Below are 23,861 nucleotides of genomic sequence, written 5' to 3'. Positions count from 1 at the left end.
TTTGTCCGTCATGATCCGTGACCGGATATCCATCTTCGGAAGGTAGAGCGTGTCCTCTTCCATCACCGCGCCCGAGGGCATCATCAACCCGCCGATCGACGAGCTGCTCGAGGCGACGGACTCCAAGTACAGCCTCGTGATCTACGCCGCCAAGCGCGCGCGCCAGATCAACGCGTACTACTCGCAGCTGGGCGAGGGCCTGCTCGAGTACGTCGGTCCGCTCGTCGACACGCATGTCCACGAGAAGCCGCTCTCGATCGCGCTGCGCGAGATCAACGCGGGCCTGCTGACCTCCGAGGCCATCGAGGGCCCGGTCCAGTAAGCACCGCTCTTGTAGCGTTCGTCACCACAGGCCCGGCGGAACATCCGCCGGGCCTGTGGTGTCTGATGGAGTCGTAACGCAGAGCCGTACGCATGTGGATGCGGGGAGTGACAGTGATGACGACGAAGCCGAAGGTCGTTCTGGGCGTGAGCGGCGGCATCGCCGCGTACAAGGCGTGCGAGCTGCTGCGCAGGCTCACCGAGTCGGGCCACGACGTCCGGGTCGTCCCGACCGACTCCGCGCTGCACTTCGTCGGCGCCGCCACCTGGTCCGCACTCTCCGGTCACCCGGTCTCCACCGAGGTCTGGGACTCCGTCCACGAGGTCCCGCACGTGCGCATCGGCCAGGGCGCCGACCTCGTCGTGGTCGCCCCCGCCACCGCCGACATGCTGGCCAAGGCCGCCCACGGCCTCGCCGACGACCTGCTCACGAACACGCTGCTCACCGCTCGCTGTCCGGTGGTCTTCGCCCCGGCCATGCACACCGAGATGTGGGAGCACCCGGCCACCCAGGAGAACGTGGCCACCCTGCGCCGCCGCGGCGCCGTGGTCATCGAGCCCGCCGTCGGGCGCCTGACCGGCGTCGACACCGGCAAGGGCCGGCTGCCCGACCCCGGCGAGATCTTCGAGGTCTGCCGCAGAGTGCTTGCGCGCGGTGTCAGCGCGCCCGACCTGGCCGGCCGCCATGTCGTGGTCAGCGCGGGCGGCACCCGCGAGCCCCTCGACCCGGTCCGCTACCTCGGCAACCGCTCCTCCGGCAAGCAGGGTTACGCCCTCGCCAAGGCCGCCGCCGCCCGCGGCGCCCGGGTCACCCTGATCGAGGCCAACACCGGGCTTCCCGACCCGGCGGGCGTCGACGTGGTCCGCATCGGCACCGCCATCCAGCTGCGCGAGGCCGTCCTCAAGGCGGCCGCCGACGCCGACGCCGTGGTGATGGCCGCCGCGGTCGCCGACTTCCGGCCCGCCGCGTACGCCTCCGGCAAGATCAAGAAGAGCGACGACGGCGGCGCCCCCGTCGTCGAGCTGGTGCGCAACCCGGACATCCTCGCGGAGATCTCCGCCGACCGCGCCCTGCCCGGCCAGGTCGTCGTCGGCTTCGCCGCCGAGACCGACGACGTGCTCGCCAACGGCCGCACGAAGCTCCGGCGCAAGGGCTGCGACCTGCTCGTCGTCAACGAGGTGGGGGAGCGCAAGACCTTCGGCTCGGAGGAGAACGAGGCGGTGGTCCTCGCCGCCGACGGCGCCGAGATTCCGGTGCCGTACGGTCCCAAGGAAGCGCTGGCCGAGACGGTGTGGGACCTGGTCCTGCCGCGCCTTCGCCCTCTCTCCGGGTGAATCGCGCGCCAACGGGAAGAAACGGGCGGGATGTGCCCGGAGGCCGCGAGAGTTTCCGTAAAATCGGGCATAACGGCGGTTGCGAGCCCCGAATGGTGCACAGATCACGCAATCGCCGGGCAGACGTCCTGGCCAGAAGGCCGATCGTGCCCGATAGACTGTCTGTGGAACGTCGCGGGGCGCAGCCCCCTGCCGGTCCGTACGTGATAGCCAGCAGCCGCTGCAACCCCAGGGAGCGTTGTGTCCCGTCGTCTGTTCACCTCGGAGTCCGTGACCGAGGGTCACCCGGACAAGATCGCTGACCAGATCAGCGACACCATCCTCGACGCACTGCTCAAGGAGGACCCCACCTCCCGCGTCGCCGTCGAGACGCTGATCACGACCGGCCTCGTGCACGTCGCCGGTGAGGTCACCACCAAGGCCTGGGCGGACATCCCGACCCTCGTCCGCAACAAGATCCTCGAGATCGGTTACGACTCCTCGAAGAAGGGCTTCGACGGCGCCTCGTGCGGTGTGTCGGTGTCCATCGGGTCGCAGTCCCCCGACATCGCGCAGGGCGTGGACACGGCGTACGAGTCCCGGGTCGAGGGCGACGAGGACGAGCTGGACAAGCAGGGCGCCGGTGACCAGGGCCTGATGTTCGGCTACGCCTCGGACGAGACCCCGGAGCTGATGCCGCTCCCGATCCACCTGGCGCACCGCCTGTCGCGCCGCCTGACCGAGGTGCGCAAGAACGGGACGATCCCGTACCTGCGCCCGGACGGCAAGACCCAGGTCACCATCGAGTACGACGGCGACAAGGCCGTCCGTCTCGACACGGTCGTCGTGTCCTCGCAGCACGCGTCGGACATCGACCTGGAGTCGCTGCTGGCGCCCGACATCCGTGAGTTCGTGGTCGAGCACGTGCTGAAGCAGCTGGTCGAGGACGGCATCAAGCTCGACACCGACGGCTACCGGCTCCTGGTCAACCCGACCGGGCGCTTCGAGATCGGCGGCCCGATGGGCGACGCCGGCCTCACCGGCCGGAAGATCATCATCGACACCTACGGCGGCATGGCCCGCCACGGCGGCGGCGCGTTCTCGGGCAAGGACCCGTCGAAGGTCGACCGCTCGGCCGCGTACGCCATGCGCTGGGTCGCGAAGAACGTGGTCGCGGCCGGGCTCGCCTCGCGCTGCGAGGTGCAGGTCGCGTACGCCATCGGCAAGGCCGAGCCGGTCGGCCTGTTCGTGGAGACCTTCGGCACCCACACGATCGAGACCGAGAAGATCGAGCACGCCATCGCCGAGGTCTTCGACCTCCGCCCGGCCGCGATCATCCGCGACCTCGACCTGCTCCGCCCGATCTACGCCCAGACCGCCGCCTACGGCCACTTCGGCCGCGAACTGCCGGACTTCACCTGGGAGCGCACCGACCGCGTGGACGCCCTGAAGCAGGCCGCCGGCCTGTAGGGGAGTGTCTGGCGGAGCCCCACCGCTCACGCCCGGAGCCCGGTACCCCTCGCAGGGGTGCCGGGCTCCGGGCATGTCCGGCTGTCGGTGGCGTCTGGTAGGTATGGGGCTGTGAGCAGCGAGAACGAGAAGCCCGGTGGTGACGGGGGCGGGGCGCACGAGGAGCCCGAGCAGCTCGCGCTCATCCGGGAGACCGTGCGCAAGGCCAAGGTGCCCCGGGCGAAGCCGCGGACCTGGCGGGGGGCCGCGCTCGCCAAGGAGCTCCCGGTCGCGCGGGTGGTGGTCAACAAGGGCGTGCTGCACCTCGACCAGTTCTTCGACTACGCCGTGCCCGAGGAGCTGGACGAGGCCGCGCGGCCCGGCGTGCGGGTGCGGGTGCGGTTCGGGGCCGGGGCGCACCAGGTGCGGGGCGGGCGGCGTGAGGGCGGGCGGCTGATCGACGGGTTCCTGATCGAGCGGCGGGCGGAGTCCGACTACTCCGGGCCGCTCGCCGCGCTCGCCGACGTCGTCTCGCCCGAGCCGGTGCTCGGCCCCGAGCTGCTCGGCCTCGCCCGGGCGGTCGCCGACCGGTACGCCGGCAGCCTCGCCGACGTCCTCCAGCTCGCGGTCCCGCCGCGCAACGCGCGGGCCGAGAGCAAGCCCTCGCCCGAGCCGCTCCCGCCGCCGCGCCCGCCCGAGCCGGGCAGCTGGGCGCGGTACGAGCGGGGCGCGGCGTTCCTGACCGCCCTGGCCCGCGGCGGCGCGCCCCGGGCCGTGTGGAACGCGCTGCCCGGGCCGCACTGGGCCGAGGAGATCGCCCGCGCCGTCGCCGCCACGCTCGCCTCCGGGCGCGGAGCGCTCGTCGTCGTGCCCGACGGCCGGGCCGCCGCGCGCGTCGACGCCGCCCTCGTCGCCCTGCTCGGCGAGGGCCGGCACGCGCTGCTCACCGCCGAGACCGGACCCGAGAAGCGGTACGCGCACTGGCTCGCCGTCCGGCGCGGCGCCGTCCGTGCCGTCGTCGGCACCCGCGCCGCCATGTTCGCGCCGGTCCGCGACCTCGGGCTCGCCGTCATCTGGGACGACGGCGACACCAGCCACAGCGAACCGCACGCCCCCCAGCCGCACGCCCGCGACGTGCTGCTGCTCCGTGCCGCCCACGACCGCTGCGCCTTTCTGCTCGGCTCGGTCAGCTGCACCGTCGAGGCCGCCCAGCTCGTCGAGTCCGGCTGGGCCCAGGCGCTGCTCCCGGGCCGTGAGCAGGTACGGGCCGCCGCCCCCCGCGTCCGTACCGTCGGCGACACCGACCTGGCGCGCGACGAGGCCGCCCGCGCCGCCCGGCTGCCCACCCTCGCCTGGCAGGCGGTACGGGAGGGGCTGAAGACCGGGCCCGTGCTCGTCCAGGTGCCGCGCCGGGGCTACGTACCGCGCCTTGCGTGCGAGCGGTGCCGGACACCGGCCCGCTGCCGGCACTGCTCCGGGCCCCTGGAAGCCCCCGAGCAGCAGGAGCTGCACTGCGCCTGGTGCGGGCGCGGCGCACCCGACTGGCACTGTGCGGCCTGCGGCTCCGTCCGCCTGCGCGCGCAGATCGTCGGTGCCCGGCGCACCGCGGAGGAGCTCGGCCGGGCGTTCCCGGCGGTGCCCGTACGGACCTCCGGACGCGACCACGTCCTCGACCGGGTGCCGGACCGGCCCGCGCTCGTCGTCAGCACCCCCGGCGCCGAACCCGTCGCCGACGGCGGCTACGCGGCCGCGCTGCTTCTCGACGGCTGGGCCATGCTCGGCCGCCCCGACCTGCGGGCCGGCGAGGAGGCGCTGCGCCGCTGGATCGACGCGGCCTCGCTGGTGCGCGGCCAGGGCGACGGCGGTACCGTCGTGGTCGTCGCCGAGCCCACTCTGCGGCCGGTCCAGGCGCTGGTCCGCTGGGACCCCGTCGGCCACGCCCAGCGCGAGCTCGCCGAGCGGGCCGAGCTCGGCTTCCCGCCGGTCTCCCGGATGGCCGCCGTGTCCGGCCCGCCGGACGCCCTCGCCGCCTTCCTGCACGGTGCCGAACTGCCCCCCGACGCCGAGATCCTGGGCCCCGTCCCGCTGCCGGTCACCCGCCCCGGCGGCCCGCGCCGCCCCGGCGACACCCCGCCCGGCGAGCAGTGGGAGCGCGCGCTGATCCGGGTACCGCCCGGCAGCGGGGCCGCGCTCGCCACCGCCCTGAAACGGGCCCAGGCCGCGCGGCTCGCGCGCGGGGGCGGCGAGCCCGTACGGGTCCGGGTGGACCCGCCCGACATCGGCTGACGCCCGGTGTGTTCCCGGCGCGGGCCCGGGCCGGGCGCACGCGAAGGGCCGCCCGCGGCACTGCGGGCGGCCCTTTCGCCGTGACGGTGGCGGGACGGCGACGCGACCGTGATGCGGCGGCGACGCGGCGGCGACGCGACGGTGATGCCGCGGCGCGTCAGCCGTTGCGCGGGGCCGGGAAGACCGGCGGGCGCTGCTCCTCGCGCAGCGCCTGGCTGCCCGAGGTCGGCTGCGGCGGCATCGGGCGGGCCGACGGCACCACCGGCATGGTGCGGGTCGCGCCCGGCTCGGCGGCCCGCTCCTGCTCCAGGGCGCCGCCCGGCTGCGGGGCGCGGCGGGACCCGTAACGGCGGTGGACCGCCTGCTTGGTGACTCCGAGCGCGGAGCCCACCGCGTCCCACGAGAACCCGAGCGAGCGGTCGAAGTCCACCGCGGCGGTCACCAGGGTCTCGACGCTGTCGCGCAGTTCCTGGGCGAGGCGGACGGTGGGGGCGGGGGCGCGTCCGTAGACGACGAAGCCCGTCGAAGGGGCGGAGCGGCGCGGGCGGTAGACATTGCCCAGCTGGGCCGTGAGCGTGCGCAGTGCGTCCACCTGCCGCCGGACCCGCTCGATGTCCCGCACGAGCAGGTGCAGACTTGCCCGGGCCTGGGCGTCGTGGGTTGCGTGGTCGGCCATGGATGAGCCTCTCGAACCGGCGTGAAAAGGGGCGGGTCGCTGGGGGAGGGCGACCCGATTTCGGTCAATCTCTCTTGACCAACGCGCCACTTGGGGTTGGGTCACGCTGCGGGGGCGTATCCGCATATGCGCAGGGCGCCCGCCCGCCCGTACGCCCCCACCGGGCCCACGGGAAGCGCCCGGCCGCCCCGGGCCCGCCCACGGGGAGCCCCCCGCGCTGACGGCCCGTAGACTGGTGCGCCGCCTGACACCGCCCCGAGATGCGAGGTTTTCCCGCGTGAAGCTCGTCTTCGCCGGCACCCCCGAGGTCGCCGTACCCGCCCTGGACGCCCTGCTCGCCTCCGGGCGGCACGAGGTGGCCGCCGTCGTCACCCGGCCCGACGCGCCCGCCGGACGCGGGCGCCGGCTCGTCGCGAGCCCCGTCGCCGAGCGGGCCGAGGAGGCCGGGATCGAGGTGCTCAAGCCGGAGCGGCCGCGCGACGAGGCCTTCCTCGCCCGGCTGCGGGAGATCGCGCCCGACTGCTGCCCCGTCGTGGCGTACGGCGCGCTGCTGCCGCGCGTGGCGCTCGACATCCCCGCCAACGGCTGGGTCAACCTGCACTTCTCGCTGCTGCCCGCGTGGCGCGGCGCGGCGCCGGTGCAGCACGCGGTGATGGCCGGCGACGAGGTGACCGGCGCGACGACCTTCCAGATCGAGGAGGGGCTCGACGCGGGGCCGGTGTACGGCGTCGTCACCGAGGACGTGCGGCCCACCGACACCAGCGGCGACCTGCTCACCCGGCTCGCGTTCGCGGGCGCCGGGCTGCTCGCCGCGACCATGGACGGCATCGAGGACGGCACCCTGAAGGCCGTGCCGCAGCCGCTCGACGGCATCACCCTCGCGCCGAAGATCCAGGTCGAGGACGCGCACGTCGACTTCTCCGCCCCGGCCCTGCGCGTCGACCGCGTCATCCGGGCCTGCACCCCGGCCCCCGGCGCCTGGACCCTCTTCCGCGGCGAGCGCCTGAAGCTGATCCAGGCCGCCCTCCTCCCCGACCGCGCGGACCTCGCCCCCGGCGAGCTCGCCGCCGCCAAGAACAACGTCTACGTCGGCACCGGCTCCCACGCGGTCGAGCTCCTCTGGGTCCAGCCGCAGGGCAAGAAGCCGATGAAGGCGGCGGACTGGGCCCGCGGCGTGCGCATCGCCCCGGGGGAGCGGGTCGGGGCCTGACGGGCCCCGGCCCTCGCGGCCCGTTTTCCCCGGTGCGGGCCCGCGGACGTAGGCTGAGGAGGTTCGACCTCTTCTTTCGTCACGCGGAGCACCTTTGAGCGAGCAGGCACGTCGCCGCACCCCCACGTCCCCCAAGGGCACGTCCCCCAAGGCCCCCCGGCCGCACCGGCGGCCCAAGAAGGACCCGGTCCGGATCCTGGCCTTCGAGGTGCTGCGGGCGGTGGACGAGCGGGACGCGTACGCGAACCTGGTGCTGCCGGCGCTCCTCAAGAAGGCACGGGAGAAGAACGAGGGCTTCGACGGGCGGGACGCGGCGCTCGCGACCGAGCTCGTGTACGGGACGCTGCGCCGGCAGGGCACGTACGACGCGATCATCGCCGCCTGTGTCGACCGGCCGCTGCGCGAGGTCGACCCGCCCGTGCTCGACGTGCTCGCCCTCGGCGCGCACCAGCTGCTCGGCACCCGGATCCCCAGCCACGCCGCCGTGTCGGCCACCGTCGAGCTCGCCCGCGTGGTGCTCGGCGACGGGCGGGCCAAGTTCGTGAACGCCGTGCTCCGCAAGATCGCGCGGGACGACTTCGACACCTGGGTCGCGCGGGTCGCGCCGCCGTACGAGGAGGACGCCGAGGACCACCTCGCCGTCGTCCACTCGCATCCCCGCTGGGTGGTCTCCGCGCTCTGGGACGCGCTCGGCGGCGGCCGGGCGGGCATCGAGGAGCTGCTCGCGGCCGACAACGAGCGGCCCGAGGTCACCCTGGTCGCCCGGCCGGGCCGCGCCACCACCGCCGAGCTCACCGGCGAGGACACCGAGCCCGGCCGCTGGTCGCCGTACGCCGTGCGGCTCGCCGAGGGCGGCGAGCCCGGCGCCATCGAGGCCGTACGGGAGGGCCGGGCCGGCGTGCAGGACGAGGGCAGCCAGCTGGTCGCCATCGCCCTGGCGAACGCGCCGCTCGACGGCCCCGACACCCGCTGGCTCGACGGCTGCGCGGGACCCGGCGGCAAGGCGGCCCTCCTCGGCGCCCTCGCCGCCGAGCGCGGCGCCGCGCTGCTCGCCTCCGAGAAGCAGCCGCACCGCGCCCGCCTGGTCGAGCGCGCGCTCGCCGGCAACCCCGGCCCGTACCAGGTCATCGCCGCCGACGGCACCCGCCCGCCGTGGCGCGAGGGCTCCTTCGACCGGGTCCTGATGGACGTGCCCTGCTCGGGCCTCGGCGCGCTGCGCCGCCGGCCCGAGGCCCGCTGGCGCCGCCGCCCCGGCGACCTCGACGGCTTCGCCCCGCTCCAGCGCGGACTGCTCACCGAGGCGCTGCGGGCGGTCCGGGTCGGCGGCGTGGTCGGTTACGCGACCTGCTCGCCGCACCTGGCCGAGACCCGGGTGGTCGTGGACGACGTCCTCAAGAAGACCCCCGGCGCCGAGCTGATCGACGCCCGCCCGCTGCTGCCCGGAGTCCCGGCGCTCGGCGACGGCCCCGACGTACAGCTGTGGCCGCATCTGCACGGCACCGACGCGATGTATCTGGCCCTCGTCCGCCGCACGGCCTGAGGCCGGGGACACCCCGGCCCGGCGGAATCGACTGGTCTGTACCATTACGTCCCCGGCGTGAGCCGACCCCCGCACAATCCGCACCGCTTCGCGGCAAAGAAGTCCTCAAGAACATGGCAGGCTTGGCACATGGCGCAGATCAATCCCAGCATCCTGTCCGCGGACTTCGCCCGGCTCGCCGATGAGGCGAAGGCGGTCGACGGGGCCGACTGGCTGCACGTCGACGTGATGGACAACCACTTCGTGCCCAATCTGACGCTGGGCGTGCCGATCGTCGAGTCGCTGAGCCGGGCCACCGGCACCCCGCTCGACTGTCACCTGATGATCGAGGACCCCGACCGCTGGGCCCCGCAGTACGTGGAGGCCGGCGCCGGTTCCGTCACCTTCCACGTGGAGGCGGCGGCCGCGCCGGTGCGGCTCGCCCGGGAGATCCGCGCCAAGGGCGCCCGGGCCTCCATGGCGCTCAAGCCGGCCACCCCGATCGAGCCGTTCGAGGACCTGCTGCCGGAGCTCGACATGCTCCTGATCATGACCGTCGAGCCCGGCTTCGGCGGCCAGGCCTTCCTCGACATCATGCTGCCGAAGATCCGCCGCACCCGTGAGCTGATCTCCAAGCACGGTCTGGAGCTGTGGCTCCAGGTCGACGGCGGCGTCTCCGAATCCACCATCGAGCGGTGCGCCGAGGCCGGCGCCGACGTCTTCGTGGCCGGCTCCGCCGTCTACGGGGCGGCCGACCCGGCCGAGGCCGTCCGCTCGCTCCGTGCCAAGGCCGCGTCCGCGACCGCCTCGGCGGCGTGGGCGTGTGGCCACTGAGCCTCCGCTGACCCACCGGTACGTGAACGCGGCCCGTCGGGCCGCCGACACGGCCGTTCAGTACTCGCCGGATCTGACAGGATGAACGGTGAGTCAGAGTGTGAACAGAAACACCTTGAAAAAGCCGCGGCGGCGCCCCGAACCGGCGCCCCGGCGGCACGTGAGCAGCCGTACGTGAACAGCAGTGAGGAGATCGCGGTGGCGGGTATGTCGGCGGGACGGTCAGCCCTGCGGATGGGCCCCGCGGAGCTCGTGCAGGCGGCGGCCATGGCCCGCCGCTTCTACCTCGAGGGCAAGTCCAAGATCCAGATCGCCGAGGAGTTCGGCGTCAGCCGCTTCAAGGTGGCGCGGGTCCTGGAGACCGCCCTGGAGCGCGACCTCGTGCGTATCGAGATCCGTGTGCCGGCCGAGCTGGACGCCGAGCGCTCCGACGCGTTGCGCGCCCGTTACGGGCTGCGCCACGCCGTGGTCGTCGAGTCCCCGGCGGAGGGCGAGGACGAGTCGCCCGACCCCGAGAACCTCGGCGAGGTCGCGGCCGACCTGCTCGGCGAGCTGGTCACCGAGGGCGACGTGCTGGGCCTGGCCTGGGGTCGGTCCACCATTCACATGGCGGCCGCCCTCGACCGGCTGCCGCCCTGCACGGTCGTCCAGCTCACCGGGGTGTACGACGCGGGCACGGCCGAGCGCGGCTCGGTCGAGGCGGTACGCCGGGCCGCCCAGGTCTCCGGCGGCGAGGCGCACCCCATCTACGCGCCGATGCTGCTGCCCGACCCGGCCACCGCCGCCGCGCTGCGCAGCCAGACCGGTATCGCCCGGGCCTTCGAGTACTTCGACAAGGTCACGGTCGCCTGTGTCTCCATCGGCTCCTGGGAGCCGGGCATCTCCACCGTCCACGACATGCTGTCCGAGGAGGAGCGCGCCCACTACGCCTCGCTCGGCGTCGCCGCCGAGATGTCCGCGCACCTCTTCGACGCCGAGGGCCGCCGGGTCGGCCGGGACCTCGGCGAGCGCTGCATCACCGTCGAGGCGGACCGGCTGCGCCGGATCCCCGAGGTGGTCGCCATCGCCGGCGGCCAGCGCAAGGCGGCGGCGATCGGCGCGGTGCTCCGCTCCGGCCTGGTCACCAGCCTGGTGACCGACCGCTCGGCCGCCGACTTCCTGCTCACCGAGTTCACCCCCGGCCCGCGCCCGGCCCTCGACCGCGCCGACCCGGACACCCTCTAGGACCTGGCCGGGGCCCCTCCGGGCCCGCCCAGGGCCGACCTGCCCCATGCCGACACGCCGCCCCGTCCCGCGCACCCCGCGCCGGGGCGGGGCGGTGGCAGCATCGGGGCATGTTCACGCGCTGCACCCGGCTCGGCCTGGCCCTCTTCGCCGGGCTCACGCTGCTGCTCCTCACCGGCTGCTCCGGCGGCACCGGTACCGCGACCGGCACCGCGACCGGTACCGGCGGCACCGCGAGCGCCGCGGCGGCCCCGTCCCGTACCCCCGGCGCCACCGCCGTCTCCGGCCTGCCCACCGTCCGCGAGTCCGCGCTGCCGCCCGAGGCCCGTACGACCCTCGCCCTCATCCGCAGCGGCGGGCCCTTCCCGTACGCCAAGGACGGCGCCGTGTTCTCGAACTTCGAGAAGGTGCTGCCGCAGCGCAAGCGCGGCTACTACCACGAGTACACCGTGAAGACCCCCGGCGAGCGGGACCGCGGCGCCCGGCGCATCGTCACCGGCCGGGACGGGGAGATCTACTACACCGACGACCATTACGAGAGCTTCAGGGAAGTGGTCCCCGAATGAGACGTGACGATCCAGGCGACACCGAGAGCACCGACGGCACCGACGACACCGACGGCACCGACGGCACCGACGGCACCGAAGGCGTCGTCGTCCTCGATCTGTACGGGGTCACCGACAAGGCCGCCTTCATGGACCGCTGCGCCGCCGCGCTCGCCCTGCCCGACTGGTTCGGGCGCAACTGGGACGCGCTCGCCGACTGCCTGACCGATCTGCCCGAGCCGGTCGCCCTGGTCGTCACCGGCTGGCAGGCCTACGCGCGGACGCACCCGCGCGAGTGGCAGGTGGCCCAGGACGTCTTCGCCACGGCGGTCGAGGAGCGTCCCACCCGCATCACCGTGCTCCTCTCCCTGGGCGAGGTCTTCGGAGGATCCGACGAAAGGCCCTCCGCAAGGCTCGGATGATTCGCCCTGGACTGGTATTCGTACCCCCGTGGGACAATGAACTACGTGCTTTTTCCCCTGGCTGAAATGCCTAGGGGCCGATCCGAACGACTGGGATGTCAGCACGTGCGTTTCCTCAACGACGTCAAGCCGCCGTACGATCTCACCTACGACGATGTGTTCATGGTGCCGAGCCGTTCGGCCGTCGGCTCCCGCCAGGCCGTGGACCTCTCCGCCCCCGACGGCTCCGGCACGACGATCCCGCTGGTCGTGGCCAACATGACCGCCATCGCCGGCCGCCGGATGGCCGAGACCGTCGCCCGCCGCGGCGGCCTGGTCGTCATCCCGCAGGACATCCCGATCGAGGTCGTCACCGACGTCATCGGCTGGGTGAAGTCCCGCCACCTCGTGCTCGACACCCCGATCGTCCTGGAGCCGCACCAGACCGTCGCCGACGCGCTCGCCCTGCTGCCCAAGCGGGCGCACGACGCCGGGGTCGTCGTGGACGAGGAGCGCCGCCCGATCGGTGTCGTCACCGACGCCGACCTGGCCGGTGTGGACCGCTTCACCCAGCTGTCCGAGGTCATGTCCAAGGACCTGCTGCTGCTCGACGCGGCCATCGAGCCGCGCGAGGCCTTCACCGTCCTCGACAACGCCAACCGGCGCTACGCCCCGGCCGTCGACGGGAACGGCAAGCTCGTCGGCATCCTCACCCGCAAGGGCGCGCTGCGCGCGACCCTCTACAGCCCGGCCGTCGACAAGAACGGCGCGCTGCGCATCGCGGCCGCCGTCGGCATCAACGGCGACGTGGCGGGCAAGGCCAAGCAGCTGCTCGACGCGGGCGTGGACACGCTCGTCATCGACACCGCGCACGGCCACCAGGAGTCGATGATCAGCGCGATCAGGACCGTCCGGGCGCTCGACCCGCAGGTCCCGATCGTGGCCGGGAACATCGTCGCCGCCGAGGGCGTCAAGGACCTCATCGAGGCCGGCGCGGACATCATCAAGGTCGGTGTGGGCCCCGGCGCCATGTGCACCACCCGGATGATGACCGGCGTGGGCCGCCCGCAGTTCTCCGCCGTCCTGGAGTGCGCCGCCGAGGCGCGGAAGTACGGCAAGCACGTCTGGGCCGACGGTGGCGTCCGGCACCCGCGCGACGTCGCCATGGCGCTGGCCGCCGGTGCGTCCAACGTGATGATCGGCTCCTGGTTCGCCGGGACCCACGAGTCCCCGGGCGACCTCCAGCACGACGCCCAGGGCCGCGCCTACAAGGAGTCCTTCGGCATGGCCTCCGCCCGTGCCGTCAAGAACCGGACCTCCGACGAGTCCTCGTACGACCGGGCCCGCAAGGCGCTGTTCGAGGAGGGCATCTCCACCTCGCGCATGTTCCTCGACCCGCAGCGTCCGGGCGTCGAGGACCTGATCGACTCGATCATCGCCGGTGTCCGCTCCTCCTGCACCTACGCGGGCGCGAGCAACCTCGCCGAGTTCGAGGAGCGGGCCGTCGTCGGCATCCAGTCCGCCGCCGGTTACGCGGAGGGCAAGCCGCTGCACGCCAGCTGGAGCTGACGCTCCTCTTTCCGGTGCGAAGCCCGTGCGAACGCCGGCGGGGCCGAGTCCTTCGGCCCCGCCGGCGTTCGGCGTGTCCGGGACCCGGTTGACGCCCGCCGCCGGTGGCGTTCTGGACCGGCTTCGCGCTGCCCTGGGGCTTCGTCCTGGCCGCCGCGCGTCGCTCACGGGACTGGCCCACGGGCCTACGGGACGAAGCGCGCCCCGCGCAGCGCCCCCGCCACCGCCGCCGCGATCCGCGCATGACCCAGGTCGTTCGGGTGGAGGCCGTCCGCGAGGTGCTCGGGGGCGAGCAGCGGGCCGCCGGGCAGCAGGGCGAGGCGCCCGTCGCCGGCCGCCATCAGACCGCGTACCGCCTCCTCCATCGCCGTGCGCAGTTCGGCGAGCGTGGCGCCCAGGGCGTTGCCGGTGTGCTCGGCCGCCGGGCGCAGGACGGGGGAGAGGAGCAGCAGCGGGGTGTCCGGGTGGCCGCGGCGCAGCAGGGTGACGAACGCCCGGGTGGTCTCGTGCAGCAGCGGCGCCGAACAGGGCACGGCGGCCCAGCAGTTGGTGCCGAAGGCGAGGGTGATCAGCTCGCCGGGGAGCCGGGCGAGCTGCTCGGCGAGCGGGAGTTCGCCGCGTGCGCCGCCCGCGTAACCGAGGTTGACCGGGTCGAGGCCGAGCAGCCGGCCGGCCGCGGCGGGCCAGGAGCGGGCCGGGCGGGTCGCCCACCAGCCCTCGGTGATGGAGTCGCCGTGGACCAGCCAGCGCGGGCGGCGCGGGGCGGGCGCCAGGGTGCCGCCGACGGCCCGCAGGCCCCGTACGACGGGTGCCTGGCCCTCCGGCAGATGGATGGTGAACTCGCCGCCGCCGGGCGGGAGTTCGATCCGCACCGTGCCCTCCTCCGCGGGCTCCGCGAACACCTCCGCCAGACACCGGGAGCCCTGCCAGAGCGCGAAGCCGTGCCGCAGCGCCCGCAGTGTGTCGCCGGCCGCCGGGAGCGCCGCCCGGTAGCGCAGCCGTACCGCCCGGGTGCCCGGCGCGGCCGTGAATTCGAGCCGCACCCCGATCGGCAGCGCGGCCCGCTGGGCGATGTCCCAGGGCAGCCGTGCCAGGTCGGCCGGGTCGGCGCGGACCGGACGGTCGCCGTCCCGCCAGGCCGTGCCGCGCAGAAAGGGATCGGGTTCCAGCCAGCTCACCGATGACCTCCGTTCGGGCGGGTGCAGCGTGGGTCAAACGCCCCGAGGAGTCAAGGGACACGGGAGGCCGCGGGATGCCCCCGATATGTCGATTCATGCGGGGGAGCGCAATGTTTCCCCGTCTGCGCGGCAAGCGCGCAATGATCATCCGGCAGTGCGCAACAACCCTGCATTACGAGTGCGAAGCGCTACCCCTTAGGCTCGTGCCCCGTACCAGGAGTGGCGGCGACCGCCTGCTCGGCGGTTCCCCTTCCCCCGTGGGCCTGATTTCGCATGCCCGCGCACCGCCGCGGTCCCGCCTCGCCGACAGGCAGCGATAAGGAGCCCCCGCAGTGCTGGACCACGGCGCAGCCCCACCGGTCGCGGACACGACCGTCCCGACCGCCCGCAAGAGCTCCGGGCTCTCCGCCCTGACCCGTCTCAAGCCGGTAGAAAGCCTGGTCGCCGAGGGTGGCCACGGTGAGGGCGGCACGCTCCGCCGCTCGCTCGGCATGTGGCAGCTCACCATGATCAGCATCGGTGCGACGCTCGGCACCGGCATCTTCGTCGTGCTCGGCGACGCGGTCCCCAAGGCCGGCCCCGCCGTCACGCTGTCCTTCGTGATCGCCGGTCTCACGGCGCTCTTCTCGGCCCTCTCGTACGCCGAGCTGGCCGGCTCCATACCGGTCGCCGGCTCCTCGTACTCGTACGCGTACGCAACGATGGGCGAACTCGTCGCCTGGGTGTGCGGCTGGTGTCTGGTCCTGGAGTACGGCGTCTCCGTGGCCGCGGTGGCGGTCGGCTGGGGCGAGTACCTCAACGAACTGCTCGACGGCACCATCGGCGTCACCATCCCCGACGCGCTGTCCTCCGCCCCGGGCGAGGGCGGCATCATCAACCTGCCCGGCCTCATCGTCGTGCTGCTCGCCATGGTGTTCCTGCTCGGCGGCGCCCGTGAGTCCGCCGTGGCCAACACGATCATGGTCGCGGTGAAGATCGCCGCGCTCGTGCTCTTCTGCGCCATCGGCTTCATGGGCTTCAAGTCCGGCAACTACAAGGACTTCATGCCGCTCGGCATCACGGGAGTCGGCGCCGCCAGCGCCACCCTCTTCTTCTCGTACATCGGCTTCGACGCCGCCTCCACGGCCGGCGAGGAGGCCAAGAACCCCAAGCGCGACCTGCCGCGGGCGATCATGCTCTCGCTGATCATCGTCACGGTGTTCTACGTCCTCGTCGCCGCCGTCGCGGTCGGCGCCTGGAACTGGAAGGACTTCGCGGGCTCCGAGGCCACCCTGGCCGCGATCATGAACGACGTCACCGGCCAGACCTTCTGGGGCACCCTGCTCGCCGCCGGCGCCGTCATCTCCATCGCCAGCGTCGTCCTGACCGTGCTCTACGGCCAGACCCGCATCCTCTTCGCGATGTCCCGCGACGGCCTGGTCCCGAAGGCCTTCGGCAGGGTCAGCGCCAAGACCGGCACCCCGCGCGTCAACACGGTGATCGTCTCCCTGTTCTGCGCCGTCCTCGCCTCGGTCATCCCGCTGGGCAAGCTCGTCGACGCCACCAGCATCGGCACGCTCTTCGCCTTCGGCCTGGTGAACATCGCGGTGATCGTGCTCCGCTTCACCCGCCCCGACATGCCGCGCACCTTCAAGGTGATGTTCGGCCCGGTCTTCCCGGTGCTCGGCTTCCTCTTCTGCGCGTACAACATGTTCAGCCTCGACACCGTGACCTGGGTGGTCTTCGGTTGCTGGATGGCCGCGGGACTCGTGTTCTACTTCCTGTACGGCATGCGCCGCTCCCGACTGGCCACGGCCCCGGCCCTGGCGGGGACCCCCGCAGAGACCCTCGCAGAGAAGTGATCCACCCGTAGTGCGACTCAACGACCTCGACGAACGCATCGTCCACGCCCTCGCGGAGGACGCCCGCCGCAGCTTTGCCGACATCGGCGCGCTGGTCGGACTCTCCGCGCCCGCCGTGAAGCGGCGCGTGGACCGGCTCCGGGCCGAGGGTGCCATCACCGGTTTCACCGTACGGGTGGACCCGGCGGCGCTCGGCTGGGAGACGGAGGGGTTCGTCGAGATCTTCTGCCGCCACAACACCTCGCCGGACGACATCCGGCGCGGGTTGGAGCGGTATCCGGAGGTGGTGTCCGCGTCGACCGTGACCGGTGACGCGGACGCCGTCGTGCAGGTCTTCGCCTCCGACATGCGTCACTTCGAGCGCGTCCTGGAGCGGATCGCGGGCGAGCCCTTCGTGGAGCGCACCAAGTCCGTGCTCGTGCTCTCGCCGCTGCTGCGGCGCTTCTCCTCGGGCTCGCCCGCGTAGCGACACCCGAGCGGCATTCCGGAAGGGCGGACCGCCCACCCCCGTGGGGCGGCCCGCCCTTCCGCGTCCCCGGCCCTACTCGGTCGGGTAGTCGGGCTGCCAGGGCAGCACCTGGAAGTCGCCGGTGCCGGCCTTCACCTTCTCGAACGGGGCGGAGCCCATGCACTTCGGCAGCTTCGCCTCCGTGTCCTCGCCGATCCAGCTGTAGCCCAGCCGGTCGTGCTTCCCGAGGTCGTGCACGGAGATGCCGACGCGCTTGCCCCGGAAGGCGTCCACGTCGGTCTCCGTGACCACGCCCGTCACCACGGCGACCTTGCCGCCGGTGACCAGGCAGTCGACCTTCGCCACCGCGTGGCCGCCCCGGTCGCCCTTGTAGTGGCTGAACCGGAACGTGCCGGTCGCCGCCTCCGGGTCCATGTTGTCCTTCGCCGCCAGATGCACGTCGAAGCTGAACGTGATGTCGTCGCCGGCCGGCCGGTACAGCTTGGCCGTGCCGGTCAGCGCCGCCGCCTCGCGCGGCCCCCTGCCCGCCCAGTCGGTGTCGGCGGTGGCGGCACCGCCCGCGGCCAGGGTGAGCAGCAGCGCGGCGGACACGGCGGCGATCTTCGTACCGCGATTCATGTCGGTCCTTTCGGCAGGTCAACCGGACGCCCACCACTCTTCCGGCCCACGCCCGCCGGGACATCGAGCCCGGGAACGGTCCCCGCTTCCGCCGCGCGGCGGGGGAGGCGTACGACCTGCGGACGATCACGCGCGTGAGGGGTGCGCAACGAATCGCCGCGGAGGCGGGAGAGCACGCAACGGTTCGACGGTCGGTCCGCAACGGTCCAGCCTTGTCCCGGCCGAGCGCGAAACCGTACCGTTTTTGACGTCTTCCCCCTCAACTTCCCCGTCACCTCCGACCTCCGAGGAACCGCACATGCCCGCGCTGCGCACCGCCCTCCTCCAGAGCTCCGGCGAGCTCGGTGACGTGGCCGCCAACCTCAAGGTCCTCGACGAGGCCGCGGGCCGCGCGGCCGCCGCCGGCGCCGCCGTGCTGCTCGCCCCCGAGCTGTTCCTGACCGGCTACGCCATCGGCGACGCCATGGCCCGCCTGGCCGAGCCCGCCGACGGCCCCTCGGCCGAGGCGGTCGCCGCCATCGCCGCCCGCCACGGCCTGGCCGTCGGCTACGGCTACCCGGAGCGCGACCCCGAGCGGCACGGCGTGATCTACAACTCCGCCCAGCTCTTCGGCCCCGACGGCAGCCGGCTCGCCCGCTACCGCAAGACCCACCTCTTCGGCGACTTCGAGCTGAAGTGGTTCACACCCGGCGACGACGCCGTGGTCCAGGCGCGGCTCGGCGGCCTCACCGTCGGCCTGATGATCTGCTACGACGTCGAGTTCCCCGAGAACGTCCGGGCGCACGCCCTGGCCGGCACCGACCTCCTCCTGGTGCCGACCGCGCTGATGCACCCGGCCGAGATCGTCCCGCTGTCCGTCGTCCCCGTGCGCGCCTTCGAGAACCAGCTCTACATCGCGTACGCCAACCGGACCGGCCCCGAGGGCGACTTCGAGTTCGTCGGCCTGTCCACCCTGGCCGGCCCCGACGGCACCGCCCGGGCCCGCGCCGGGCGCGGCGAGGACCTGGTCCTCGGCGACGCCGACCCCGAGTTCCTCGCGGCCTCCCGCGCGGAGAACCCCTATCTCCGCGACCGCCGCCCGGGCCTGTACGGCTCTCTCGTCCACGACGCCTGAGCCCGTCCCCGCCCAGCGAGTCACCCCCGCCCATCCCCTGCGATCACCCGCTTCGCGCAAGGAGTCCGACCTCATGACGTCCACCGTGCCCAACGCCGTCGAGCACGCCGACGAGCAGCAGCCGCCGATCACCATGTTCGGGCCGGACTTCCCGTACGCCTACGACGACTTCCTGGCCCACCCGGCCGGTCTCGGGCAGGTCCCGGCGACCGAGCACGGCACCGAGGTCGCGATCATCGGCGGCGGCCTGTCCGGTCTGGTCTCCGCCTACGAGCTGATGAAGATGGGCCTCAAGCCCGTCGTCTACGAGGCCGACCAGCTCGGCGGCCGGCTGCGCACCGTCGGCTTCGAGGGCACCGGCACCGAGGGGCTGAGCTGCGAGTACGGCGCGATGCGCTTCCCGCCCTCCTCCACGGCCCTGCAGCACTACATCGACCTGGTCGGCCTGACCACCAAGCCGTTCCCCAACCCGCTGGCCGAGGCCACCCCGTCGACCGTCGTCGACCTCAAGGGCGAGTCGCACTACGCCGAGACCATCGACGACCTGCCGCAGGTCTACCGGGACGTCGCCGACGCCTGGAACAAGTGCCTCGACGAGGGCGCCGACTTCTCCGACATGAACCGCGCCATGCGCGAGCGCGACGTCCCGAAGATCCGCGAGATCTGGGCGAAGCTGGTCGAGAAGCTCGACAACCAGACCTTCTACGGCTTCCTCTGCGAGTCGGAGTCCTTCAAGTCCTTCCGGCACCGCGAGATCTTCGGCCAGGTCGGCTTCGGCACCGGCGGCTGGGACACCGACTTCCCGAACTCCATCCTGGAGATCCTGCGGGTCGTCTACACCGAGGCCGACGACCACCACCGCGGCATCGTCGAGGGCTCGCAGGCCCTCCCGCTGCGCCTGTGGGAGCGTGAGCCGGAGAAGATCGTGCACTGGGGGCAGGGCACGTCCCTGAAGTCCCTGCACGCCGAGGGCGAGCCGCGCCCGGCCGTGACCCGGCTGCAGCGCACCGCGGGCAACCGGATCACCGTCACCGACGCGAACGGCGACATCCGCACGTACCGGACGGCGATCTTCACCGCCCAGTCCTGGATGCTGCTCTCCAAGATCGAGTGCGACGAGTCCCTCTTCCCGGCCGACCACTGGACGGCCATCGAGCGCACCCACTACATGGAGTCCTCCAAGCTCTTCGTCCCGGTCGACCGGCCGTTCTGGCTGGACAAGGACGAGGAGACCGGGCGTGACGTCATGTCGATGACGCTGACGGACCGCATGACCCGCGGCACGTACCTGCTCGACAACGGCCCGGACAAGCCGGCCGTGATCTGCCTGTCGTACACGTGGTGCGACGACAGCCTGAAGTGGCTGCCGCTGTCCCCGAACGAGCGCATGGAGGTCATGCTCAAGTCGCTGTCGGAGATCTACCCGAAGGTCGACATCCGCAGCCACATCATCGGCAACCCGTCGACCGTCTCCTGGGAGAACGAGCCCTACTTCATGGGCGCGTTCAAGGCCAACCTGCCCGGCCACTACCGCTACCAGCGGCGCCTGTACACGCACTTCATGCAGGACCGGCTGCCGGAGGACAAGCGGGGTGTCTTCCTCGCCGGTGACGACATCTCCTGGACGGCCGGCTGGGCCGAGGGCGCCGTCACGACCGCGCTCAACGCGGTGTGGGGTGTCATGAACCACCTCGGCGGTGCCACCGACGGCACCAACCCGGGCCCGGGCGACGTGTACGACGAGATCGCCCCGGTCGAGCTGCCGGAGGACTGAGCGTCCCGGTGATCAGGGCCTGGCGAGGGGCGTGAGCAGCATCCGCCCCACCAGGCCCACCGACCGGTCGAGGCGTTCGGTGAACTCCTCGGCCAGGTCGGGCAGCCGCCGCAGCTGCCACAGCGAGCGGGCGGCGAGCCAGGCCCCGTCGCGGGCCCGGTCCAGGCTCCAGCAGCCGAGCAGATGCGTCAGCGGGTCCGCGATCTCCAGGAGGTCCGGGCCCGGCATCAGTTCGTCCCGGATCCGCTCCTCCAGGAGCACGAGGACGTCGCCGACCCGGTCGAACTCGTCCTCCAGGTCCGTGGGCGCGCACTCCAGGGTGCGGCAGGTGTCGACGACGGCGAGGGCCAGGTCGTGCCCGATGTGGGCGTTGATCCCGGCGAGCGCGAACTGCAGCGGGGAGACGCCGGGATGGCGCCGGTAGCGGAAGAGCGGCCGCCAGCAGGCGGGGGCCGGTCCGCCGGCGGCGACCGTGTCGACGACCGCGAGATAGCGCTGGGCGAACCGTACGTCGAGGGTGGCGGCGGCCCGCCGGTCGGTGAAGGTGCCGGCCTCGATGGCCCGGCCGATCTCCTCGGTGACGGTCAGATAGACCCGGTTGAACACCGCGACCCCGTCGGCCGGGTGGGCGGCGGCGCGGATGGCCCGCATCCGGGCCACCACGGGGTCGACGGCCGTGAAGGGCCCGAGCTCGATGTCCTGCGTCTGCGCCATGGGTGCAGGGTGGCAGCCGGAGGACCGGACGGCGTGGTTCCGCCGCCCGGCTTCCCCAGAACGGGCGAACAGCCCGCTACTTCCGCGCGGGCTCCTCGTCGGAGGTGCTGTCGACGCCCTCGTACGAGCTGGTGCCGGAGTCGAGCAGGGGCTCCTGCTGCTTCATGTGGGCCGGGGCGAAGGCGCGGAGCACGTGGTAGCCGGTGATGACCACGATCGTGCCGAGCGCGATGCCGTCGAGCTCGAAGGTGTCGGTGAAGGTGAGCTTCACGCCGCCGACGCCGATGATGATGCCGGCCGCGGCGGGCACCAGGTTGAGCGGGTTGCGCAGGTCGACCTTGGCGTTGATCCAGATCTGGGCGCCGAGCAGACCGATCATGCCGTACAGGATCACGGTGATGCCGCCGAGCACCCCGCCGGGGATGGCGGCGACGATCGCGCCGAACTTGGGGCAGAGACCGAAGAGCAGCGCGAAGCCGGCCGCGGCCCAGTAGGCGGCGGTGGAGTAGACGCGGGTGGCCGCCATGACGCCGATGTTCTCGGAGTACGTGGTGTTCGGCGGGCCGCCCAGGCCGGTGGAGAGCATCGACGCGACGCCGTCGGCGGCGATCGCGGTGCCCAGCCTGTCGTCCAGCGGGTCGCCGGTCATCTCGCCGACCGCCTTGACGTGACCGGCGTTCTCGGCGATCAGGGCGATGACGACGGGCAGCGCGACGAGGAATGCGGACCACTCGAAGCTCGGGCCGTGCAGGGAGGGCAGGCCGATCCAGTCGGCCTTGGAGACGCCGGAGAGGTCGAGCCGCCAGTGGTCGGTGACCTGGCCGCTCGGGGACATCGAGTGGATCTTGCCGAAGACCAGGTCGAAGACCCAGGAGATGCCGTAGCCGAAGATCAGGCCGAGGAAGATCGCGACACGCGACCAGAAGCCGCGCAGACAGACCACGGCCAGCCCGGTGAACAGCATGACCAGGAGCGCGGTCCACTGGTCCTGAGGCCAGTACGTGGCGGCCGTGACCGGCGCCAGGTTGAAGCCGATCAGCATGACCACGGCGCCCGTGACGATCGGCGGCATCGCCGCGTGGATGATCCGCGCGCCGAACTTCCGCACCGCGAGACCGGCGAGGAACAGCACCGCGCCGACCACGAAGACCGCGCCGGTCACGGTGGCGCTGGTGCCGCCGGACGCCCGGATGGCGGCGGCGACGCCGACGAAGGAGAGCGAGCAGCCGAGGTACGAGGGGATCGTGCCGCGGGTCGCGAGCAGGAAGATCACGGTGGCGACACCGGACATCATGATCGCGAGGTTGGGGTCGAGGCCCATGAGGACCGGGGCCACGAACGAGGCGCCGAACATCGCCACCACGTGCTGGGCGCCGAGGCCGACCGTACGGGGCCAGGAGAGGCGCTCGTCCGGCCGGACGACGGCTCCCGGAGCGGGCGTCCTCCCGTCGCCGTGCAGGGTCCAGCGCACGCCGAGGTTCATGTGCTCGCTCCAGTTCTCCGGGGGTAAAGAATCAGCCATATGGTAGGCGGTGCAGGTCAGCCGACCTTTTCCGGTGCCTCCGCCGCGGCCGCCCCGGCCGTCCGGCGCCCGCCCGCCGACCGCAGCACCCCGGCCCCGAGCACCAGCCCGAGGGCGAGCAGGGTCACCAGGCCGAAGGAGAGGACCAGCGAGGTCGCGTCGGCGATGCCGCCGATCGCGGAGGGGGCGATGAGCCCCGAGGTGTACGTGATGGTGGCGACGCCCGCGATGGCCTGGCTCGGGTTCGGGCCGCTGCGCCCGGCCGCCGCGAAGGCGAGCGGGACGACCACGGCGACGCCCAGGCCGATGAGACCGAAACCGGCCATCGCGACGGCCGCCTGCGGGGCGGTCACCACGAGCAGCCCGCCCAGGGTCGCGGCGGCGCCCCCCGCCCGGACCGTACGCACCGCGCCGAAGCGGTCCACCGCACGGTCGCCGAGCAGCCGCGCCACCGCCATGGTGAGCGTGAAGGCGGTGGTGCAGGCGGCGGCGAGCCCGGCCGAGGTGCCCAGCTCCTGCTTCAGATAGACCGCCGACCAGTCCAGGCTGGCGCCCTCGGCGAACACCGCGCAGAACCCGATCGCGCCGATGACCAGGGCGGACTTCGGCGGCAGCGCGAAGCGCGGCGGGGCGTCCTCCTCGGGTGCGCTGCGCAGGTCGAGCACGCCCTGGCAGGCGGCGAGCCCGAGCGCGGTGAGGACGAGCGCGGCGGTCAGATGGTGCAGCCGCGCGTCGCCGCCGAGGTGGGCGGCGACGGTGCCGGCCGCCGAGCCGAGCAGCGCCCCCAGGCTCCACATGCCGTGCAGGCTCGACATGATCGAGCGGCCGAGCCGGTTCTCGGTCTCCACGCCGAGCGCGTTCATGGCGACGTCGGACATGCCGGCGGTGGCGCCGAAGACGAGCAGCGCCGCGCACAGGCCGTAGACGTTCGGCGCGAGCGAGGGCAGGGTCAGCGCCAGCGTCCACAGCACGAGCAGACCGCGCAGCGCGGTGCGGGCGCCGAAGCGATGGCTGATCGCCCCGGCGAGCGGCATCGCGAGCGAGGCGCCGATCGCCGGGAAGGCCAGGGCGAGGCCGAGCTGCCCGGCGCCGACGTCCGCGTGCTCCTGGATCCACGGGATGCGGGTGGCGAAGCTGCCGGTGACCGCGCCGTGCACGCAGAAGACCGCGGCGACCGCGAACCGGGCCCGCCGCAGTCGATCGGTGGTGAAGACGGTTCCGTCCGCCATGGGTCCCTCCCTCGTCCTGGTGTCGTCGCGTAAACTATCAGGAACCCTGCCTGA

Annotated in this window: 21 protein-coding genes; 15 read left to right on the top strand and 6 right to left on the bottom strand. The window is 73.1% G+C overall.

The genetic code is table 11. The features are described 5' to 3' along the window. Positions 1-49: 49 nt before the first annotated feature. From rpoZ to AB0C73_RS21025, 4 genes are all read left to right on the top strand, one after another. Positions 50-322, top strand: a complete 273-nt coding sequence (gene rpoZ, locus AB0C73_RS21040) for a DNA-directed RNA polymerase subunit omega (protein ID WP_030810584.1) — start codon at positions 50-52, stop codon at positions 320-322. Between the two features lie 116 nt (positions 323-438). Continuing rightward, complete coding sequence (coaBC, locus tag AB0C73_RS21035) at positions 439-1,656, top strand: bifunctional phosphopantothenoylcysteine decarboxylase/phosphopantothenate--cysteine ligase CoaBC (protein WP_362532177.1); 1,218 nt, start codon at positions 439-441, stop codon at positions 1,654-1,656. Between the two features lie 240 nt (positions 1,657-1,896). Beyond that, complete coding sequence (gene metK, locus AB0C73_RS21030; protein WP_362532175.1) at positions 1,897-3,105, top strand: methionine adenosyltransferase; 1,209 nt, start codon at positions 1,897-1,899, stop codon at positions 3,103-3,105. 111 nt (positions 3,106-3,216) lie between these two features. Then, a complete protein-coding gene (locus AB0C73_RS21025; protein ID WP_362532172.1) occupies positions 3,217-5,370 on the top strand; it encodes a primosomal protein N' in 2,154 nt (717 codons plus the stop codon). 157 nt (positions 5,371-5,527) lie between these two features. Here AB0C73_RS21025 and AB0C73_RS21020 read toward each other — a convergent pair whose 3' ends face one another. Further along, positions 5,528-6,046 (bottom strand): hypothetical protein, encoded by a 519-nt coding sequence (locus AB0C73_RS21020; protein ID WP_362532170.1) that lies wholly within the window; start codon positions 6,044-6,046, stop codon positions 5,528-5,530. A gap of 277 nt (positions 6,047-6,323) precedes the next feature. Between AB0C73_RS21020 and fmt the strand changes: the two genes are divergently transcribed. From fmt to AB0C73_RS20985, 7 genes are all read left to right on the top strand, one after another. Next, complete coding sequence (gene fmt / locus AB0C73_RS21015) at positions 6,324-7,256, top strand: methionyl-tRNA formyltransferase (protein WP_362532167.1); 933 nt, start codon at positions 6,324-6,326, stop codon at positions 7,254-7,256. A 94-nt stretch (positions 7,257-7,350) separates the two neighbouring features. Further along, a complete protein-coding gene (locus AB0C73_RS21010; protein ID WP_362532164.1) occupies positions 7,351-8,796 on the top strand; it encodes a transcription antitermination factor NusB in 1,446 nt (481 codons plus the stop codon). A 129-nt stretch (positions 8,797-8,925) separates the two neighbouring features. Beyond that, positions 8,926-9,609, top strand: coding sequence for a ribulose-phosphate 3-epimerase (rpe, locus tag AB0C73_RS21005; RefSeq protein ID WP_362532162.1), 684 nt, complete (start codon positions 8,926-8,928; stop codon positions 9,607-9,609). A gap of 174 nt (positions 9,610-9,783) precedes the next feature. Beyond that, positions 9,784-10,833 (top strand): sugar-binding domain-containing protein, encoded by a 1,050-nt coding sequence (locus tag AB0C73_RS21000; RefSeq protein ID WP_362532160.1) that lies wholly within the window; start codon positions 9,784-9,786, stop codon positions 10,831-10,833. Positions 10,834-10,943: 110 nt separating this feature from the next. Continuing rightward, complete coding sequence (locus tag AB0C73_RS20995; protein WP_362532157.1) at positions 10,944-11,399, top strand: ribonuclease domain-containing protein; 456 nt, start codon at positions 10,944-10,946, stop codon at positions 11,397-11,399. Then, positions 11,396-11,800, top strand: a complete 405-nt coding sequence (locus AB0C73_RS20990; protein WP_362532154.1) for a barstar family protein — start codon at positions 11,396-11,398, stop codon at positions 11,798-11,800. Before AB0C73_RS20995 ends, AB0C73_RS20990 begins: the two co-directional genes overlap by 4 nt. A gap of 105 nt (positions 11,801-11,905) precedes the next feature. Further along, positions 11,906-13,348, top strand: coding sequence for a GuaB1 family IMP dehydrogenase-related protein (locus AB0C73_RS20985; RefSeq protein ID WP_362532151.1), 1,443 nt, complete (start codon positions 11,906-11,908; stop codon positions 13,346-13,348). 185 nt (positions 13,349-13,533) lie between these two features. On the opposite strand, the gene AB0C73_RS20980 is transcribed toward AB0C73_RS20985, so the two are convergent. Further along, positions 13,534-14,526, bottom strand: a complete 993-nt coding sequence (locus AB0C73_RS20980) for a GDSL-type esterase/lipase family protein (RefSeq protein WP_362532149.1) — start codon at positions 14,524-14,526, stop codon at positions 13,534-13,536. Between the two features lie 332 nt (positions 14,527-14,858). Between AB0C73_RS20980 and AB0C73_RS20975 the strand changes: the two genes are divergently transcribed. Beyond that, a complete protein-coding gene (locus tag AB0C73_RS20975) occupies positions 14,859-16,367 on the top strand; it encodes an amino acid permease (RefSeq protein WP_362532147.1) in 1,509 nt (502 codons plus the stop codon). 10 nt (positions 16,368-16,377) lie between these two features. Beyond that, entirely contained in the window at positions 16,378-16,833 is a 456-nt protein-coding gene (locus AB0C73_RS20970) for an Lrp/AsnC family transcriptional regulator (RefSeq protein ID WP_362532144.1), read from the top strand. Positions 16,834-16,908: 75 nt separating this feature from the next. Here AB0C73_RS20970 and AB0C73_RS20965 read toward each other — a convergent pair whose 3' ends face one another. Continuing rightward, positions 16,909-17,454: a Repetin gene (locus AB0C73_RS20965; protein WP_362532143.1), complete on the bottom strand. Its 546-nt coding sequence runs from the start codon at positions 17,452-17,454 to the stop codon at positions 16,909-16,911. 298 nt (positions 17,455-17,752) lie between these two features. On the opposite strand from AB0C73_RS20965, the gene AB0C73_RS20960 reads away from it, so the two are divergent. Both AB0C73_RS20960 and AB0C73_RS20955 read left to right on the top strand, forming a co-directional pair. Next, positions 17,753-18,568: a carbon-nitrogen hydrolase family protein gene (locus AB0C73_RS20960; RefSeq protein ID WP_362532140.1), complete on the top strand. Its 816-nt coding sequence runs from the start codon at positions 17,753-17,755 to the stop codon at positions 18,566-18,568. A 73-nt stretch (positions 18,569-18,641) separates the two neighbouring features. Beyond that, positions 18,642-20,342 carry an NAD(P)/FAD-dependent oxidoreductase gene (locus AB0C73_RS20955; protein ID WP_362532137.1) on the top strand — a complete coding sequence of 567 codons (1,701 nt, stop codon included), beginning with the start codon at positions 18,642-18,644 and terminating at the stop codon, positions 20,340-20,342. 12 nt (positions 20,343-20,354) lie between these two features. Here the strand turns inward: AB0C73_RS20955 and AB0C73_RS20950 are convergent, their stop codons facing one another. The 3 genes from AB0C73_RS20950 to AB0C73_RS20940 all read right to left on the bottom strand — a co-directional run bounded on the left by AB0C73_RS20950 (position 20,355) and on the right by AB0C73_RS20940 (position 23,807). Further along, positions 20,355-21,056: a DUF5995 family protein gene (locus tag AB0C73_RS20950; protein ID WP_362532134.1), complete on the bottom strand. Its 702-nt coding sequence runs from the start codon at positions 21,054-21,056 to the stop codon at positions 20,355-20,357. Between the two features lie 76 nt (positions 21,057-21,132). Next, positions 21,133-22,539 (bottom strand): solute carrier family 23 protein, encoded by a 1,407-nt coding sequence (locus tag AB0C73_RS20945; RefSeq protein ID WP_362532489.1) that lies wholly within the window; start codon positions 22,537-22,539, stop codon positions 21,133-21,135. A gap of 56 nt (positions 22,540-22,595) precedes the next feature. Continuing rightward, positions 22,596-23,807 (bottom strand): MFS transporter, encoded by a 1,212-nt coding sequence (locus AB0C73_RS20940; protein WP_362532132.1) that lies wholly within the window; start codon positions 23,805-23,807, stop codon positions 22,596-22,598. Positions 23,808-23,861: the final 54 nt, after the last annotated feature.

Source organism: Streptomyces sp. NPDC048623, from assembly GCF_040650755.1.
Lineage (GTDB): Bacteria > Actinomycetota > Actinomycetes > Streptomycetales > Streptomycetaceae > Streptomyces.
Note: the sequence above shows the minus strand (reverse complement) of the source record. Positions and strands in the feature narration are given on the sequence as shown.